The sequence below is a fragment of the Gluconacetobacter asukensis genome, assembly GCF_014174375.1.
Lineage (GTDB): Bacteria > Pseudomonadota > Alphaproteobacteria > Acetobacterales > Acetobacteraceae > Gluconacetobacter > Gluconacetobacter asukensis.
Genome location: NZ_JABEQE010000004.1, coordinates 156,161 through 170,005, shown reverse-complemented (window position 1 = coordinate 170,005; position 13,845 = coordinate 156,161). Strand labels below are relative to the sequence as shown.

Below are 13,845 nucleotides of genomic sequence, written 5' to 3'. Positions count from 1 at the left end.
GGGGTTCAGCATTCGGCTCGGCAGGTTGGGCACAGGCGCAGGAAGGGGGAGGCCACCTGAAACGCCGCCCGGCAGTTCAGGCATCTCCGGTCGATCAGCTTCGGCGCCACCCGCTTCGTCCCCGCCCTCGGCGCCCGCCGGCGATAGCTCAACCGGTCGCGAATGGTCTGCACCCGCATCTCCAGCGCCTGCGCCACCTGCGTCACCCGCAGCCCCTGCCCCAGCAGCGCATCCACCTGCGGGTCCAGCCGCGCCCAGTCATATTTCGATGGCCTCATCTTGCCCCCCAGCCTCATTCGGGCAGACCGGCCGGTTTTCCCCATCCCGCGCGCGGGCATCGCGCATGCAGGCCACGACACGCACCCGCGTGGCCCGCCGCACCTCCCGCCCCGCCCGCATCTCATGGACAAAGCGCGGATCATTCATCGCCAGCACGCCGAAAGCCGTGGCCGACAGGCCGCTCTCCGTCAGGAAGCGCTCGATGACCCCCAGCAGGGGATCAGGCCGATAGGAAAGGGAAACAGGATCAGTCCGCATGAATAGGGAACATAATAGGCATATTCCTGCCGTCAAGAGGGTATATCCTATTGGGAATTCCCTATTCCGCTCGGCATAATAGGCGCATGTCGGTCCTGACCCCCTCCCGCTACGCGCTGCTCAGGCTCATCGCCGACGCTGGCAGCAACCTGAAGGCAGAGTCGCTGGCGCTGGGGCGCAACCACGCCTATCTCCAGCAATATATCCACAAGGGCACCCCCCAGCGGCTGCCCGAGGATGTGCGCGAGGCCCTGGCCCGGCGCTTCGCCGTCAGCGCCAACGTGTTCCGCGACGATACCGACCCGAACTGGGAGCCCCTGGCCCCCGGCACGCTGCACGGCACGGACCAGTCCCCGCCCCGCCGGCCGCACCTGGCCGCCCCCCGCGCCCCGTTCGGGGCCGCACCGGTCGAGCGCGATCCCCCGCCGACCGAGGGCCTGTTCCGCATTCCCGAATATAACGTGGCCCCGCAGGCCGGGCCGGGTGCCGTGCCCAGCCATGTGGCGGTCGAGGACGGCCCCCAGCCGGTCGATCACTGGTTCCTGCCCCGCCGCTTCCTCGGCGCCTTTACCGACAGTCCGGAATCCCTGGTGGTCCTGCGCGTCGCGGGCGACAGTATGGAACCCGACTACCAGGCGGGCGAACGGGTCCTGGTCGATATGGGCCACCGCACCCCGTCGCCACCCGGCGTCTATGTGCTGTGGGACGGGTTCGGCCTGGTGCTGAAACGGCTGGAAATCGTCTACGGCGCCACCGACCCGGTCATGGTCCAGATCATGAGCATCAACCCCGGCTACCCGACCTACACCCGCGCACTGGACGAGGTGCATATCAACGGCCGCGTGGTCGGAAAATGGGTCTGGAAATGATCCCGCCGCCCGATCGGGCGTTTCCGCCCCGTACTGGCCATGATTCCCTGTCAGCCTGATCGGGCGCGGATATCCCCGATCCGGCGACTGATGGAGATCAGATGAAGGAGATCAGAGCATGACAAGAATGATCCGTTCCACCTGCGCGCTGCTCGCGGTGCTGACGCTCGCAGCCTGCGTCTACGAGCGCCCGCCCTATCGCGGCTGGCATCGCGGCCATCACGACGGCCATTACGGCTGGTACGACGATCGCGGCGGCTGGCGCGGCGATTACTATCACCACCGCTACTGATCGGATTTTTCCGATCGGACCGGGCGGCAGACAGGCCGCCCGGACATCGCTCGCTTCAAACCAATCGTGCCACCCAATCGGCAACCGCATCCCCGCTCCCGATCGCCGGATCAACCAGCCCGTCGATCATGAAAGTCGGCGAGACATGAATGCCGTTCTGCCGGGCATAGCGGCAATGCCGCTTGATCTCGCGGTCCAGATCGGCAATCGCAAACGCCTCCGCCAGCGCCACCCCGCTATATTCTTCCAGCCGGGCGATGATCTGGTTCGGCGTGGCATCCATGTTCGGGCCGGCACAATGATGCGCGAACTCGAATTCCTCCCGATGCGCCCCAACCGCCGCCAGCACGGCGCGGGCCGCCTCCCGGCCGCCCGGCAGCGTCGAGGCCGCAATGACGCAACGCGTCACCACACCGGAATACATGTGCCAGGGCTGCGACTGCATCGTCAGCCGCACGGTGATGCGATCCTCCCCCGCCGCCTCCAGCAGCGCATCCAGCTTGCCGAACGCCCGCACCGAAAAAGGACAGGTCGGCTCAAGAAACATCTCGAACAGCCGGGGCCCGTGCCCCCATACCAGCGGATCGGCCCGCCAGCCCCTCACCTGGGTCATCGCCTCATTCCTCCCTGTTCCATCCCACCTTACGGAACCGGCGGCAGATCCAACAGCGCGGGATACAGCGCCCGATAACGCGGCAGCAGCGCACCATAGGCCGCCAGCAACCCGGCATCCGGATCGACCGTCCCCACACGCTCCGGCGGCAGGCATACATCGGCCACCGCCTCCCCGGTCACCGCCAGCCGCGCCAGCCGCGCGGCACCGAACGCACCGCCCTGCTCGCCATGCGCCAGACGATGCAGGCGAATGCCCATCACGGCGGCCAGAATGGTCAGCCACGCAATACTGCGCGAACCACCGCCGATCACATCGGCCTGTTCCAGCACCGACCCCGCCCCGGCCAGCCCATCCAGCGCATCGCGCAGCGAAAACGCGACGCCTTCCAGTACCGCCTGCGTCATCCGCGCGCGCGTGGTGCCACGATCCAGCCCGACAAACGCCCCCCGGATGGCCGCATCATTATGCGGCGTCCGCTCGCCGGACAGATACGGCAGAAACAGCAGCCCCGACGGCCGTTCGATCACCTCCGGCAGTTCCGCCAGCAATTCGGCCTCGCTCCGCCCGGCGACCGAGGCCCACCACGCCAGCGAGGACGCCGCCGACAGCGTCACCCCCATCTGGTGCCACATCCCCGGCACGGCATGGCAGAAAGCATGGATCGCCGAGGCCGCCCCCGGCCGAAACCGGTCCGTCGTCGCCCACACCACCCCCGACGTGCCGAGCGAGACAAAGGCATCTCCCGGCCGCACCGCCCCCAGCCCGACCGCCCCGGCGGCATTGTCGCCCGCCCCGCCGGCCAGCACCGGCGGCACATCCATCCCCCACCGTTCCGCCAGTTCCCGACGCAGCGTCCCGGCCCGGTCCGTCCCCTCGCACAATGCCGGCATCGCCGCGCGCGAAAGGCCCGTCGCCGCCAGCGCCGCCTCCGACCATTGCCGGCGGCCGACATCCAGCCACAACGTGCCGGATGCGTCCGACATCTCCTCGATCATCTCGCCGGTCAGCCGATAGCGCAGCCAGGCCTTGGGCAGCAGAACATGCCGCGTGGCCCGAAAGATATCCGGCTCATGCCGCGCCACCCACAGCAGCTTCGGCGCGGTAAAGCCCGGCATGGCGATATTGCCGGTCACCGCCCGGCTTTCGGGAAAACGCTGCTCGAACACCGCACATTCGGCACTGGCCCGCACATCGTTCCACAGGATGCAGGGCCGCAGCACCCGCCCGCCCCCATCCAGCAGCACGGCACCATGCTGCTGCCCCGACAGGCCCATGCCCCGCACGGCGGCAACCGCCTGCGGATGGCTGTCGCGCAACGCATCGATGGCGGCCAGCAGGGCCCGCCACCACGCCTCGGGGTCCTGCTCGCTCCAGCCCGCATGCGGCGACTGGCTGGTCAGGGGCTCCGTGCGGGTGGCCAGCACAGTCTGCGCCTCATCGACCAGCACCGCCTTGATCCCGGATGTCCCCGCGTCAATGCCGATATACATCGTCCCGCTCCCACCCTGTCCAGACAGCGCACGGCCCGACGATAGCCCACCCACCCCTTGACACAAAATCCGCAATATCCCGGCAGGATCAGAGGACTCTACAAACGCACCACACGCGGCTCACCTCGGACGGAAGACCAGCCCATCACGGCGCGCCATAACCGGCCCCACCATCCAGATAGGGCCCGGCCGCGCGATGCCCATGCCCCATATTCCCCCGCCCCCCGCATGCCGCCAGGGCCAGCATCAGCGTCAGAACCAGCATGCGCGGTGCCATCCGCATCGGCCTCACGCCCACATCCGGCGCAGCACGCCGTCCCGGACAACCCGCACATGATACAGCACCGCCGCCACATGCCCGGCTGCCAGGATCATGATCGCCCAGGCCAGCCAGCCATGCGCGCTGCCGAACAGATGATGCGTCGCCTGCGACATCGGTCCGAAGGGCGAATTGATCACGGCGCCGAACGCCGTCACCGGCTTGCCGCCCGACCAGCGGGCCAGGTAGCCCAGCCCGATCTCCGCCCCCAGCGCCAGATACAGCACGCCATGCATCGCCCGCGCCGCCCACCCGGCCAGCCCGTCCCTGGCCGGAAAGCGGATCGCCCGCCCCCCGGTCACGCGCCAGGCCACCCGCATCACGAACAGCGCCGCCAGCAGCACCCCCAGCGACAGATGCGCCGACACGATCGGCCCATGCAGCGCCTTCGGCACCCGATGCATCAGCTCGCCCAGCACGAACTGCGCCAGGACCAGCCACGCGCACGACCAGTGCAGCCACCGCGTCTCGACACTGTAGCGAACCGGCGCGCCGGCCTCTCCGACCGACCCCAGCGTCCCCATCCCGTCCATGCGTCCACGCTCCCGCTGCCTTGGCTCCGATCGCCCCCCGAGCCCCATCCCGTCCCCGGACAGGGGATACGATTCCATGAAACCATCATCGTGGGAATGATCCGCGGAAGGCACGAAAGCGGCCCCTCAACCCTCCGCGCGGTTGCGACGCAGCACGTCGATCGAAACGGTGGCGGCATCCAGGATATGCTGGCGGGTCAACGACCCGATCGCCGCCTCGTCCCGGTTCCGGCAGGCTTCCAGCAGCGCCAGATGCTCGGCATCCGTCACCGCCTTGCGGCCGGCAATTTCCAGATGCGCCCGGATATAGCGGTCGACGCGGCGATGCACGCCCTCGATCATGTCCAGCAGCCGGGGCCGCCCCGCCGCCTGATAGATCGCTCCATGAAACGCCCAGTTCAGCGCGCCTGAGCGCGCCATCCCCTCCGGCTGCTCGCTGGTGCCGGCCACAAAGGCCTCATACGCATCCTCGATCCGCGCCAGGTCCATGCGGGTCATGCGTCGCACCGCCTGCACCGCCGCCATCTCCTCCAGCGCCGCCCGGATCTCGGAAAAATCGATGATATCCTCTTCCGACAGGCCGATCACCGTGGCACCGCGATTCTGCTGAAACAGCACCAGTCCCTCGACCTCAAGCTGCTTCAACGCCTCGCGCACCGGAATGGTGCTGACACCAAACCCGCTGGCCAGCTCCGACTGCGGCAGCGACTGCCCGTCGGCCAGCACCCCATCCAGGATCGCCTCGCGCAACGCATTGCCCACCCGCTCCGACGCCAGACCGCGCGTCTCCTGCTGCGCATTCATGAAGACACTCTCCGGCAGCATACCTGTCCTCCCCGTTTCGCGACCCAGCGAATCATATATTATCTTGCACATCATATACGATATGATACGGAAACATCCACCCAATCTTCCCCTCCGTCGGCAAGCCGCCCCATGACATCCCAGCCCGTCCCTCCGTCCGCTCCCCTCCCGCCAACCGCCGCGCTGCGAGACGCCCTGCCGCCCCGCGATGCGGCCCGCGCGCGCATCGCAGCCGGCCTGCGCCGGCCCGAGGCCGCGTGTGTCGCCGCCCTGATCGACGACGCCACCCTCCCGCCCGAACTGGCGGCCCAGGCGGGCGCCACCGCCCGCCGCCTGGCCGGCGCGCTGCGCGACGGCCGCCGCCCCGGCGGGATGGAGGCGCTGGTGCAGGAATTCTCGCTGTCCTCGCGTGAAGGCGTGGCCCTGATGTGCCTGGCCGAGGCCCTGCTGCGCATCCCCGACACCGCCACCCGCGACGCGCTGATCCGCGACCGGATCGGCACCGGCGACTGGATGGCGCATGTCGGTCTGGGCCGCTCGCTGTTCGTCAACGCCGCCGCCTGGGGGCTGGTGGTGACCGGCCGCCTGGTCACGCCCGAGCGCCAGCACGGGCTTGCCGGCGCGCTGACGCGCCTGGTCGCGCGCGGCGGCGAACCGCTGATCCGCCGCGCGGTCGATGTCGCGATGCGCATGATGGGCGAGCAATTCGTCTGCGGCGAGACGATCGAGAGCGCCCTGCGCACCAGCCAGGCTCGCTACGATCGCGGCTTCCGCTATTCCTTCGACATGCTGGGCGAAGCCGCGCTGACCGAGGCCGACGCCGCCCGCTATTGCCGCGACTACGAAACCGCGATCCACGCCATCGGCCGCGCGGCGCAGGGCCAGGGCCGCGACATCTACGACCGCAACGGCCTGTCGATCAAACTCTCGGCCATCCACCCGCGCTATGCCCGCGCCCAGCGCGACCGCGTGATGGCCGAGCTGCTCCCGGTGCTGGTCCGCCTGGCCCGGCTGGCGCGCAGCTACGATATCGGCCTGAATATCGACGCCGAGGAAAGCGAACGGCTCGACCTGTCACTCGACCTGCTGGAAGGCATGTGCCGCCACCCCGATCTCACGGGCTGGAACGGTATCGGCTTCGTGGTGCAGGCCTACGGCAAGCGCGCCCCCGCCGTGCTGGACTGGATCATCGCCCTGGCCCGCGACACCGGGCGCCGCATCATGGTCCGGCTGGTCAAGGGCGCCTATTGGGACAGCGAGATCAAGAAGGCCCAGCTCGACGGCCAGGCCGATTTCCCCGTCTACACCCGCAAATGCCACACCGATATCAGCTATATCGCCTGCGCCCGCCTGCTGCTGGGCGCGCCGGATGCGGTGTTCCCGCAATTCGCCACCCACAATGCCCGCACGGTCGCCACCATCCACGCCCTGGCCGGCACGCATTTCCGCCACGGCAAATATGAATTCCAGTGCCTGCACGGCATGGGCGAAGGGCTGTACGATCACGTCGTCGGCTCTGCGAATCTCGACCGCCCCTGCCGCATCTACGCCCCGGTCGGCTCGCACGAGACGCTGCTGGCCTATCTGGTGCGCCGCCTGCTGGAAAACGGGGCCAATTCCTCCTTCGTCAACCAGATCGGCGACAGCGCCATCCCGCTGGACACGCTGGTGGCCGACCCGGTGCAGACGGCACGTGACCTGGCCGCGCAGAACGGCCTGCCCGTGGGCGCGCCGCACCCGGTCATCGCCCTGCCTGCCGCCCTGTTCGGCACCAGCCGCCGTAATTCCGCCGGGCTGGACCTGGCCGACGAACCGTCCTTGACCGCACTGGCCAACGCCATGGCGTCCGGCCAGCACCAATGGGCGGCCACCCCGATCCTGGCCGACGGCGCCGCCCCCACCACCCCGGTCCGCAAGGTGCCCAACCCGGCCCGCCCGGACGACATGCCGGGCACGGCCCATTTCGCCGACCCCACCCAGGCGACCCACGCCGTCGGACTGGCCGTGGCCGCCATGGCGGACTGGTCCGCCCGTCCCCCCGCCACGCGCGCCGCCTGCCTCGAGGCAGCCGCCGACCTGCTGGAAACCCACCACGCGGAACTGATCGGCCTGGTGGTGCGCGAGGCCGGAAAATCCTACCCCAACGCAGTGGGGGAAATCCGCGAGGCCGTCGATTTCCTGCGCTACTACGCCACCACGATCCGGCGGGAATTCAACAACGAAACCCACATGCCGCTGGGCCCGGTCGTCTGCATCAGCCCCTGGAACTTCCCGCTGGCCATCTTCCTCGGCCAGGTCTCGGCCGCGCTGGCCGCCGGCAACGTGGTGCTGGCCAAACCGGCCGAGGAAACGCCGCTGGTCGCCGCCCGCGCGGTCGCCCTGCTGCACCAGGCCGGCATCCCGGCCGGCGCGCTGCAATTGCTGCCCGGCGGCGGCGATATCGGCGCGGCGCTGGTCGCGGACCCACGGATCGCCGCAGTCATGTTCACCGGCTCCACCGAAGTCGCGCGCCTGATCGCCCGCCAGCTGGCCGGGCGCACGGGCACCAACGGCCAGCCGGTGCCGCTGATCGCGGAAACCGGCGGCCAGAACGCGATGATCGTCGATTCCTCGGCCCTGGCCGAACAGGTGGTTACCGACGTCATCGCCTCCGCCTTCGACAGCGCGGGCCAGCGCTGCTCGGCCCTGCGCATCCTGTGCGTGCAGGACGATTGCGCCGAACCCATGCTGGCGATGCTGCGCGGCGCGATGCAGGAACTGCGCGTGGGCGACCCGGCACTGCTGGCCACCGATATCGGCCCCGTCATCACGGAGGACGCCCGCGCCGGCATCAGCGCGCACATCGCCCGCATGCGCGCCGCCGGCTGCCGCGTCTGGTCCCCCGCCACGCCGCATGTGGTGCCGGGCGGCCATTTCCTGCCGCCGACCCTGATCGAAATCGACGACATCGCCACCATCGGGCGCGAAGTGTTCGGCCCCGTCCTGCACGTCCTGCGCTGGCAGCGCAAGACTCTCGACCGGCTGATCGACGCGATCAACGCCACCGGCTACGGCCTCACCTTCGGCCTGCACACCCGCATCGCCGAAACCGTGGACCACGTCACCAACCGCATCGCGGCAGGCAATCTCTACGTCAACCGCAATACGATCGGCGCCGTCGTCGGCGTCCAGCCCTTCGGCGGGCGCGGCCTGTCGGGCACCGGCCCCAAGGCCGGCGGCCCGCTGATCCTGCGCCGCCTGCTGGCCGCCTGCCCCGCCTTCACGCCCCCGGCGCCGGCACCATCCGATCCGGCCGACGCCCGGCCCGGCACCCTGCCCCAGGCCGCACGCGACTGGCAGGCCTTCTCGGCCGGCTCCGGCCATCCGGACGGCGTGACCGGCCGCCCCCTGCACGGGCTGCGCGTGCCGATGCCCGGCCCGGTGGGCGAGACCAATCTCTGGTCGCTCGAACCGCGCGGCAGCGTGCTGTGCCTCGCCAGCTCCGAAGCCGCCGCCCGCCGCGCCACCGGCATGGCCCTGGCCACCGGCAACAGCGTGGTGCTGCTGGCCGGCGACGCCGCCTCCTGGGCCGCCAGCCTGCCCCCCACCCTGCGCACGCATATCCGCACGGTGCCCGACGCCGCCTCCCTGATCGGACTGGCGGACCCGGTGCCGGCCACCATCCTGGCCGAACCCGGCGCCCCCGGTCTGGCGGCAGCCCTGCGGGCCCTGGACGACAAGGCCGGCCGCCACGGCCCGGTGGTGACGGTGCACACCCTGACGGCACAAGGCCCGCTGCCCGAATGGCTGCTGGAAGAACGACTGGTCAGCACCAACACCACCGCCGCCGGCGGCAATGCGTCGCTGATGACGCTGGATGCGTCATGAGAGTCCGCGTTTCCGTTCTTTTTTGAAAAAAAGAACCAAAAAACTTCTATTCCGTTCAGGAGCCTTGGGCTTGCCCGTTCCGAGGCTCCTGAACCAACAAAAGTCTTTTTGCTTCTTTTTCTTCAGAAAAAGAAGACTTTAGTAAGTCGCCGAAAGATTGAACAGAAACGCCCGCCCCATCGAAGGGGTCACGCGATCACTGAACAGATTGGAATAGTTCAGGCGATTGGCCAGATTATAGCCGTTCATCTGCACCTTCCAGTGCTTGAGGAAGCTGTGCGAAATCATGGCATCCCATTCCACGGTCGAGGGCGCCCGCGCGGTATTGGCGGCATCCAGCCACACGCCCTGGCGCCAGGTGAGGCCGCCACCGAAGGTGACGTTCCAGGGCGTGTTCGCCATGGCGGTATAGGTGGTCCAGAAAGTCGCAGAATTCTTCGGCGCGTATTGAATGCGCTTGCCGACATCCGCCGCCGTCAGCGACGCAATGGTCCGCGCGTCGTAATAGGCATAGGTCGCGATCACGTTCCAGTTCTTCAGGATCTCACCCGACGCGCTGAGTTCGAACCCCTGGTTCCGCTGCCGATCGCTCGACGAGGTCACATCCCCGGTCGACGGGTCCGTCAGCAGCGAATTGCCCTTCTCGAGCCGGAACGCCGACACGGTAAAGCCCATCCGACCATGAAACGCGTTATATTTTGCGCCGACTTCGTAAAGGCTGCTGCGCTCGGGCTTGAACCCCTCGGTCGAGGCCTTCAACGGCTCGGAACTGTTGGTCACATACAGCCCGAGCGGCGTCGTCGACTGCGCCCAGTTGAAATAGAGCATCGTGTTGTCATCAGGCGTATACATCAGGTTGACGGTCGGATTGTAGGTATCCTGGTTCTGACCATAGGACACACCAGCACCGACCGGCCCTTCATTCGCGGCATAATGGCTGTCCCAATGATCCCAGCGGAAGCCCGCACGCACCGAGAATTTCGGCGTGAACCAGATCTGGTCCGAGAAAAAGGCCCCGATATCGGTCGCATCGCCGGTCTTGTGCAGGGCCCGTCCGACGCCGCTGATGTTCACAAGATTACCGCTATACTGTCCCACCCCACCCAGAAACAGCCCCGGCACGACATTGGTCGGATTGACGAGGCTGGTCGTATCAGCCTGTGTTCCGTTCAGACCGTTATAATTATAGGCATAGTTCGTGCGCCGATCATAAACGTGCGACACGTCCCATCCGGCGATGATCTGATGCCTCAGCGCGCCGGTATTGAATGTCGCGATCGTCGAGAAGACATTCTGCACCGACCAGTCATTCTGCTGATAGGGCTCCGGGCCACCCAGATGGCCGCGACGGTTCACCAGCGCGGTGGACGGATCGGTAAAATACGCCGCGTTGCAGGTCGCATCGCAGCCCTCCCATGATGCCGAATAGTACCGCTCATACATCCCGCCGCGCAGATCGTCATAGAAGGAGATATGGCTGTTCAGCTCGTGCTTGAGATGCGCCGACAGCATATCGACATTCGTGGCGTCCTGATCGTACTGCGTGCCATACCAATTGTTCCGATTCAGCCCGAACGACGTCGCCGGGCGCGAGACGGAGGTGCCCGGCTTCGTCAGCAGCGGCACGCCGTAATCGGGAATGCGATTGTCGGTCTGATGGAAATATTCGATCGTCAGCGTCGTCGCCGTACCCAGGCCGAACGCAATGGACGGCGCAATCCCCCACCGATGCGAATAGACGCTGTCACGGCCCACTTCGTCGTTCTCATTGCCCATGGCGGCAATGCGCACGGCGGTGGATTCGCCGATCTGCTGGTTCACATCCAGCGTGCCACGATAATAATCGGCCGACCCGCCCGAGAACTGGCCGCCATAGCTGTTCCCCAGATGCGGCATCTTGGTGACCATGTTGATGGCACCACCCGTCGTGCCATTGCCGAACACTTCGGAGGACGGGCCCTTGATGACCGACACATGGTCATAATCGAAACTGTCGCGGCTATAGACGCCGAAATCGCGCAGCCCGTCCTCATAGATATCGTTCTGCGCCTGGAAGCCCCGGATCAGAAACTGGTCACCGCTCATCCCGCCCTCGCCCTCGCCGACCGAGGCTGTGATGCCGGGTACATTGCGCAGCGCCTCGTCCAGCGACTTCACGTTCTGCTGTTCCATCAGCAGCTTGGGCACCACGTTGACGGTCTGGGCCGTGTGCATCACATCCTGCGGCATGCGGCTGAGGCCGATATCCTCATGCAGGATGTTCATGCGACTGCCCACGACGGTCACACGCTCTTCCTCGGCAGCGCTTCGCCCCGCCTGCTCCAGCTTCTGGCCATTCAGCGGCCGCGCCGGAACAACCCCATCGGGCCGCGCCCCGGCATTTTCGGTCGCCCGATGCCCCTCCACCGGCGCCTCCCCGGCAGGATGGGCACGGGCATGCATCCTGCGGCCGGCATGGCGATGATGCTTCGGCACCGCCGCCGCCTCGCCATCGGTGGCGCCTTCCGCCGAACCGACATGCAGCCCCGAACAGAGCAGCGCAAAACCCGCCATCAGCGGCGCAGGGTGAACACGGCGACGGATCAGTGGACTCGGCATTCTCTCGTTCTCGCAACCACGGTGATGTGGCGCCTTAAGAACACAAATGCGAATAAGTCACAATTGCAGAAATCCGATATCGACCACCTGTCCAGGCAGAGGTTTTCAATCTCACCCGGAAATGTTATGATAAAGATTTATACTTTATCGCGCACGCGCGAAGCGCAGGAAACGCGCACAGGATGCGCCGCCAGCACGCATGTCCAAACAGGCTGTCAGCCGGCGCCCAGTCCCGCATCCAGACGTGCCACCAGCTCGGCATCCTCCGCCGCCGGCATGGGCCGGCCATGCAGATAGCCCTGCACCTCGGCACATCCTTCCCTCCGGACAAGGGCAAGCTGCTCCTCGGTCTCGACCCCTTCCGCGACGGTCCGCACCCCCAGGCGCTGGCCCAGATCGGCGATGGCCCGGACCACGGCGGCGCATTCCGGCCGCGTCAGGGCATCGCGGACGAACGAACCGTCGATCTTGATCTTGTCGAACGGAAAGGCCCGCAGATGGGCCAGCGACGAATAGCCGGTGCCGAAATCGTCCAGCGCGATACGCACTCCCATCTGGCGCAGGGTCAGCAGATCCTGGATACCGCCCTGCTCGTCACCCAGCAGCGCCGTTTCCGTCACCTCGATCTCCAGCCGGTGCGCCGGCAGGCCGGATGCCGCAAGTGCTGCAGAGACCGCCGGCACCAGCGTGCCCTTCCCCAGCTGGATCGCCGAGATGTTGACGGCAACATGCGCCCCGTCATCCCATTGCGCGGCACTCCGGCAGGCCCGGTCCAGGACGAATTCCGCCAACTGGTCGATCAGCCCGCATTGCTCGGCCACCGGCACGAACTCGGCGGGCGAGACCCAGCCGCGCTGCGGATGATGCCAGCGGGCCAGCGCCTCGCGCGTCATGACGCGCCCCGAATACAGGTCGATGATCGGCTGATAGAAGACGAACAGGCCCTGCCGGTCCTGCAGGGCGGCATACAGGCTCTTCTCCAGGCGCGTCCGTTCCTGCACGCGCAGCTCCAGATCGCGCGAGAAGAGCCGGGCGACCCCTTTTCCATCCTCCTTGGCCGCGTACAGCGCCATGTCGGCCCGCGCCAGCAGGCTCTCGGGCGCCTCGCCATGCTCCGGCGCCAGCGCAATGCCGACCGACGCCCCGATCTGGACGGTCTGCCCCTGTTCGAGATCGAAGGGCCTGCCCAGCGCCGCCACCACCCGCTCCGCATGCCGTCCGGCCGGCTGCTGATGATCATGGGGCAGCAGGATCGCGAACTCGTCACCCCCCAGCCGCGTCAGCATCATCGCCGGGTCGCCGCACAGCGCCCTCAGCCGGTCGGCAACCTGCCGCAGCAGCGCGTCGCCCACCTGGTGCCCCCGCGCATCATTGACCTGCTTGAAGCCATCGAGATCGATATAGAGCAGCCCGAATGCCGTATCGGGCACCGCCAGTCGTTCCTCCAGCGTCCTGCGGAATATCAGCCTGTTGGGCAACCCGGTCAGCGCATCATGATGCGCCAGATAGCCGATGCGCTTTTCCGCCTCGACTTCCTTCGTCACCAGTGCCCAGGTCAGCATGGGCGCGAGATACCGGCCGTCCGCGTCTGTAATGGCCGAGACCTTGAGGTCCAGCACCTCCTCCCCCAGCCTGATGCGGGCATTGTGCGGCAGGTTGCGCGGGTCCGACAGGATATGGCGCTGATAGGCCGGACAGCGGTGAAAGACGTCGATGGAAGTGCCGATCAATTCATCGGCGCGGATCGGCAGAAGATGCTCAAGCCTGCGGATCAGCGCCCGGGACGTGTTGTTGACATAGTCGATCAGCATCGTCTCCGGCTCCACGGTCATGACCGCCACCGGCAGATCGTCGATCATGCGCAGAAGAAATTCGCGTTCCTTCGTCTTGAACCTGTCATTCAACAGTTCACGTCCCATC

General features: G+C 67.2%; 11 protein-coding genes. 3 read left to right on the top strand and 8 right to left on the bottom strand.

The window, feature by feature from the left end; all coding sequences use genetic code 11:
• Positions 1–5: 5 nt before the first annotated feature.
• Together HLH35_RS06520 and HLH35_RS06515 are read right to left on the bottom strand one after the other, a co-directional pair.
• Complete coding sequence (locus HLH35_RS06520; RefSeq protein WP_182978375.1) at positions 6–278, bottom strand: hypothetical protein; 273 nt, start codon at positions 276–278, stop codon at positions 6–8.
• Positions 259–537 carry a hypothetical protein gene (locus HLH35_RS06515; protein ID WP_220790568.1) on the bottom strand — a complete coding sequence of 93 codons (279 nt, stop codon included), beginning with the start codon at positions 535–537 and terminating at the stop codon, positions 259–261. Before HLH35_RS06515 ends, HLH35_RS06520 begins: the two co-directional genes overlap by 20 nt.
• Before the next feature lie 86 nt (positions 538–623).
• Here HLH35_RS06515 and HLH35_RS06510 point away from each other — a divergent pair, with 86 nt between their 5' ends.
• Positions 624–1,406, top strand: coding sequence for a S24 family peptidase (locus tag HLH35_RS06510; RefSeq protein ID WP_246384895.1), 783 nt, complete (start codon positions 624–626; stop codon positions 1,404–1,406).
• A gap of 118 nt (positions 1,407–1,524) precedes the next feature.
• Entirely contained in the window at positions 1,525–1,698 is a 174-nt protein-coding gene (locus HLH35_RS06505; RefSeq protein ID WP_182978373.1) for a hypothetical protein, read from the top strand.
• Between the two features lie 55 nt (positions 1,699–1,753).
• Here HLH35_RS06505 and HLH35_RS06500 read toward each other — a convergent pair whose 3' ends face one another.
• The 4 genes from HLH35_RS06500 to HLH35_RS06485 all read right to left on the bottom strand — a co-directional run bounded on the left by HLH35_RS06500 (position 1,754) and on the right by HLH35_RS06485 (position 5,460).
• Entirely contained in the window at positions 1,754–2,311 is a 558-nt protein-coding gene (locus tag HLH35_RS06500; protein WP_182978372.1) for a DsbA family protein, read from the bottom strand.
• Positions 2,312–2,340: 29 nt separating this feature from the next.
• Entirely contained in the window at positions 2,341–3,804 is a 1,464-nt protein-coding gene (gene xylB, locus HLH35_RS06495) for a xylulokinase (RefSeq protein ID WP_182978371.1), read from the bottom strand.
• 288 nt (positions 3,805–4,092) lie between these two features.
• On the bottom strand, positions 4,093–4,656 hold the full coding sequence (locus HLH35_RS06490; protein ID WP_182978370.1) for a cytochrome b: 564 nt from the start codon (positions 4,654–4,656) through the stop codon (positions 4,093–4,095).
• A gap of 126 nt (positions 4,657–4,782) precedes the next feature.
• Entirely contained in the window at positions 4,783–5,460 is a 678-nt protein-coding gene (locus tag HLH35_RS06485) for a GntR family transcriptional regulator (RefSeq protein ID WP_408870101.1), read from the bottom strand.
• 132 nt (positions 5,461–5,592) lie between these two features.
• Between HLH35_RS06485 and putA the strand changes: the two genes are divergently transcribed.
• On the top strand, positions 5,593–9,327 hold the full coding sequence (gene putA / locus HLH35_RS06480; RefSeq protein ID WP_182978368.1) for a bifunctional proline dehydrogenase/L-glutamate gamma-semialdehyde dehydrogenase PutA: 3,735 nt from the start codon (positions 5,593–5,595) through the stop codon (positions 9,325–9,327).
• 138 nt (positions 9,328–9,465) lie between these two features.
• Here the strand turns inward: putA and HLH35_RS06475 are convergent, their stop codons facing one another.
• Both HLH35_RS06475 and HLH35_RS06470 read right to left on the bottom strand, forming a co-directional pair.
• Positions 9,466–11,925: a TonB-dependent receptor gene (locus tag HLH35_RS06475; protein ID WP_182978367.1), complete on the bottom strand. Its 2,460-nt coding sequence runs from the start codon at positions 11,923–11,925 to the stop codon at positions 9,466–9,468.
• A 215-nt stretch (positions 11,926–12,140) separates the two neighbouring features.
• On the bottom strand, positions 12,141–13,829 hold the full coding sequence (locus HLH35_RS06470) for a putative bifunctional diguanylate cyclase/phosphodiesterase (protein ID WP_246384894.1): 1,689 nt from the start codon (positions 13,827–13,829) through the stop codon (positions 12,141–12,143).
• Between the last annotated feature and the right edge of the window lie 16 nt (positions 13,830–13,845).

Bases quoted from the DNA above. Each gene is read 5' to 3' on its own strand.
- HLH35_RS06515 (WP_220790568.1), bottom strand. From the start codon at position 537: ATGCGGACTGATCCTGTTTCCCTTTCCTATCGGCCTGATCCCCTGCTG.
- HLH35_RS06485 (WP_408870101.1), bottom strand. From the start codon at position 5,460: ATGAATGCGCAGCAGGAGACGCGCGGTCTGGCGTCGGAGCGGGTGGGC.
- HLH35_RS06500 (WP_182978372.1), bottom strand. From the start codon at position 2,311: ATGACCCAGGTGAGGGGCTGGCGGGCCGATCCGCTGGTATGGGGGCAC.
- xylB (WP_182978371.1), bottom strand. From the start codon at position 3,804: ATGTATATCGGCATTGACGCGGGGACATCCGGGATCAAGGCGGTGCTG.
- HLH35_RS06510 (WP_246384895.1), top strand. From the start codon at position 624: ATGTCGGTCCTGACCCCCTCCCGCTACGCGCTGCTCAGGCTCATCGCC.
- putA (WP_182978368.1), top strand. From the start codon at position 5,593: ATGACATCCCAGCCCGTCCCTCCGTCCGCTCCCCTCCCGCCAACCGCC.
- HLH35_RS06475 (WP_182978367.1), bottom strand. From the start codon at position 11,925: ATGCCGAGTCCACTGATCCGTCGCCGTGTTCACCCTGCGCCGCTGATG.
- HLH35_RS06505 (WP_182978373.1), top strand. From the start codon at position 1,525: ATGACAAGAATGATCCGTTCCACCTGCGCGCTGCTCGCGGTGCTGACG.
- HLH35_RS06490 (WP_182978370.1), bottom strand. From the start codon at position 4,656: ATGGACGGGATGGGGACGCTGGGGTCGGTCGGAGAGGCCGGCGCGCCG.
- HLH35_RS06520 (WP_182978375.1), bottom strand. From the start codon at position 278: ATGAGGCCATCGAAATATGACTGGGCGCGGCTGGACCCGCAGGTGGAT.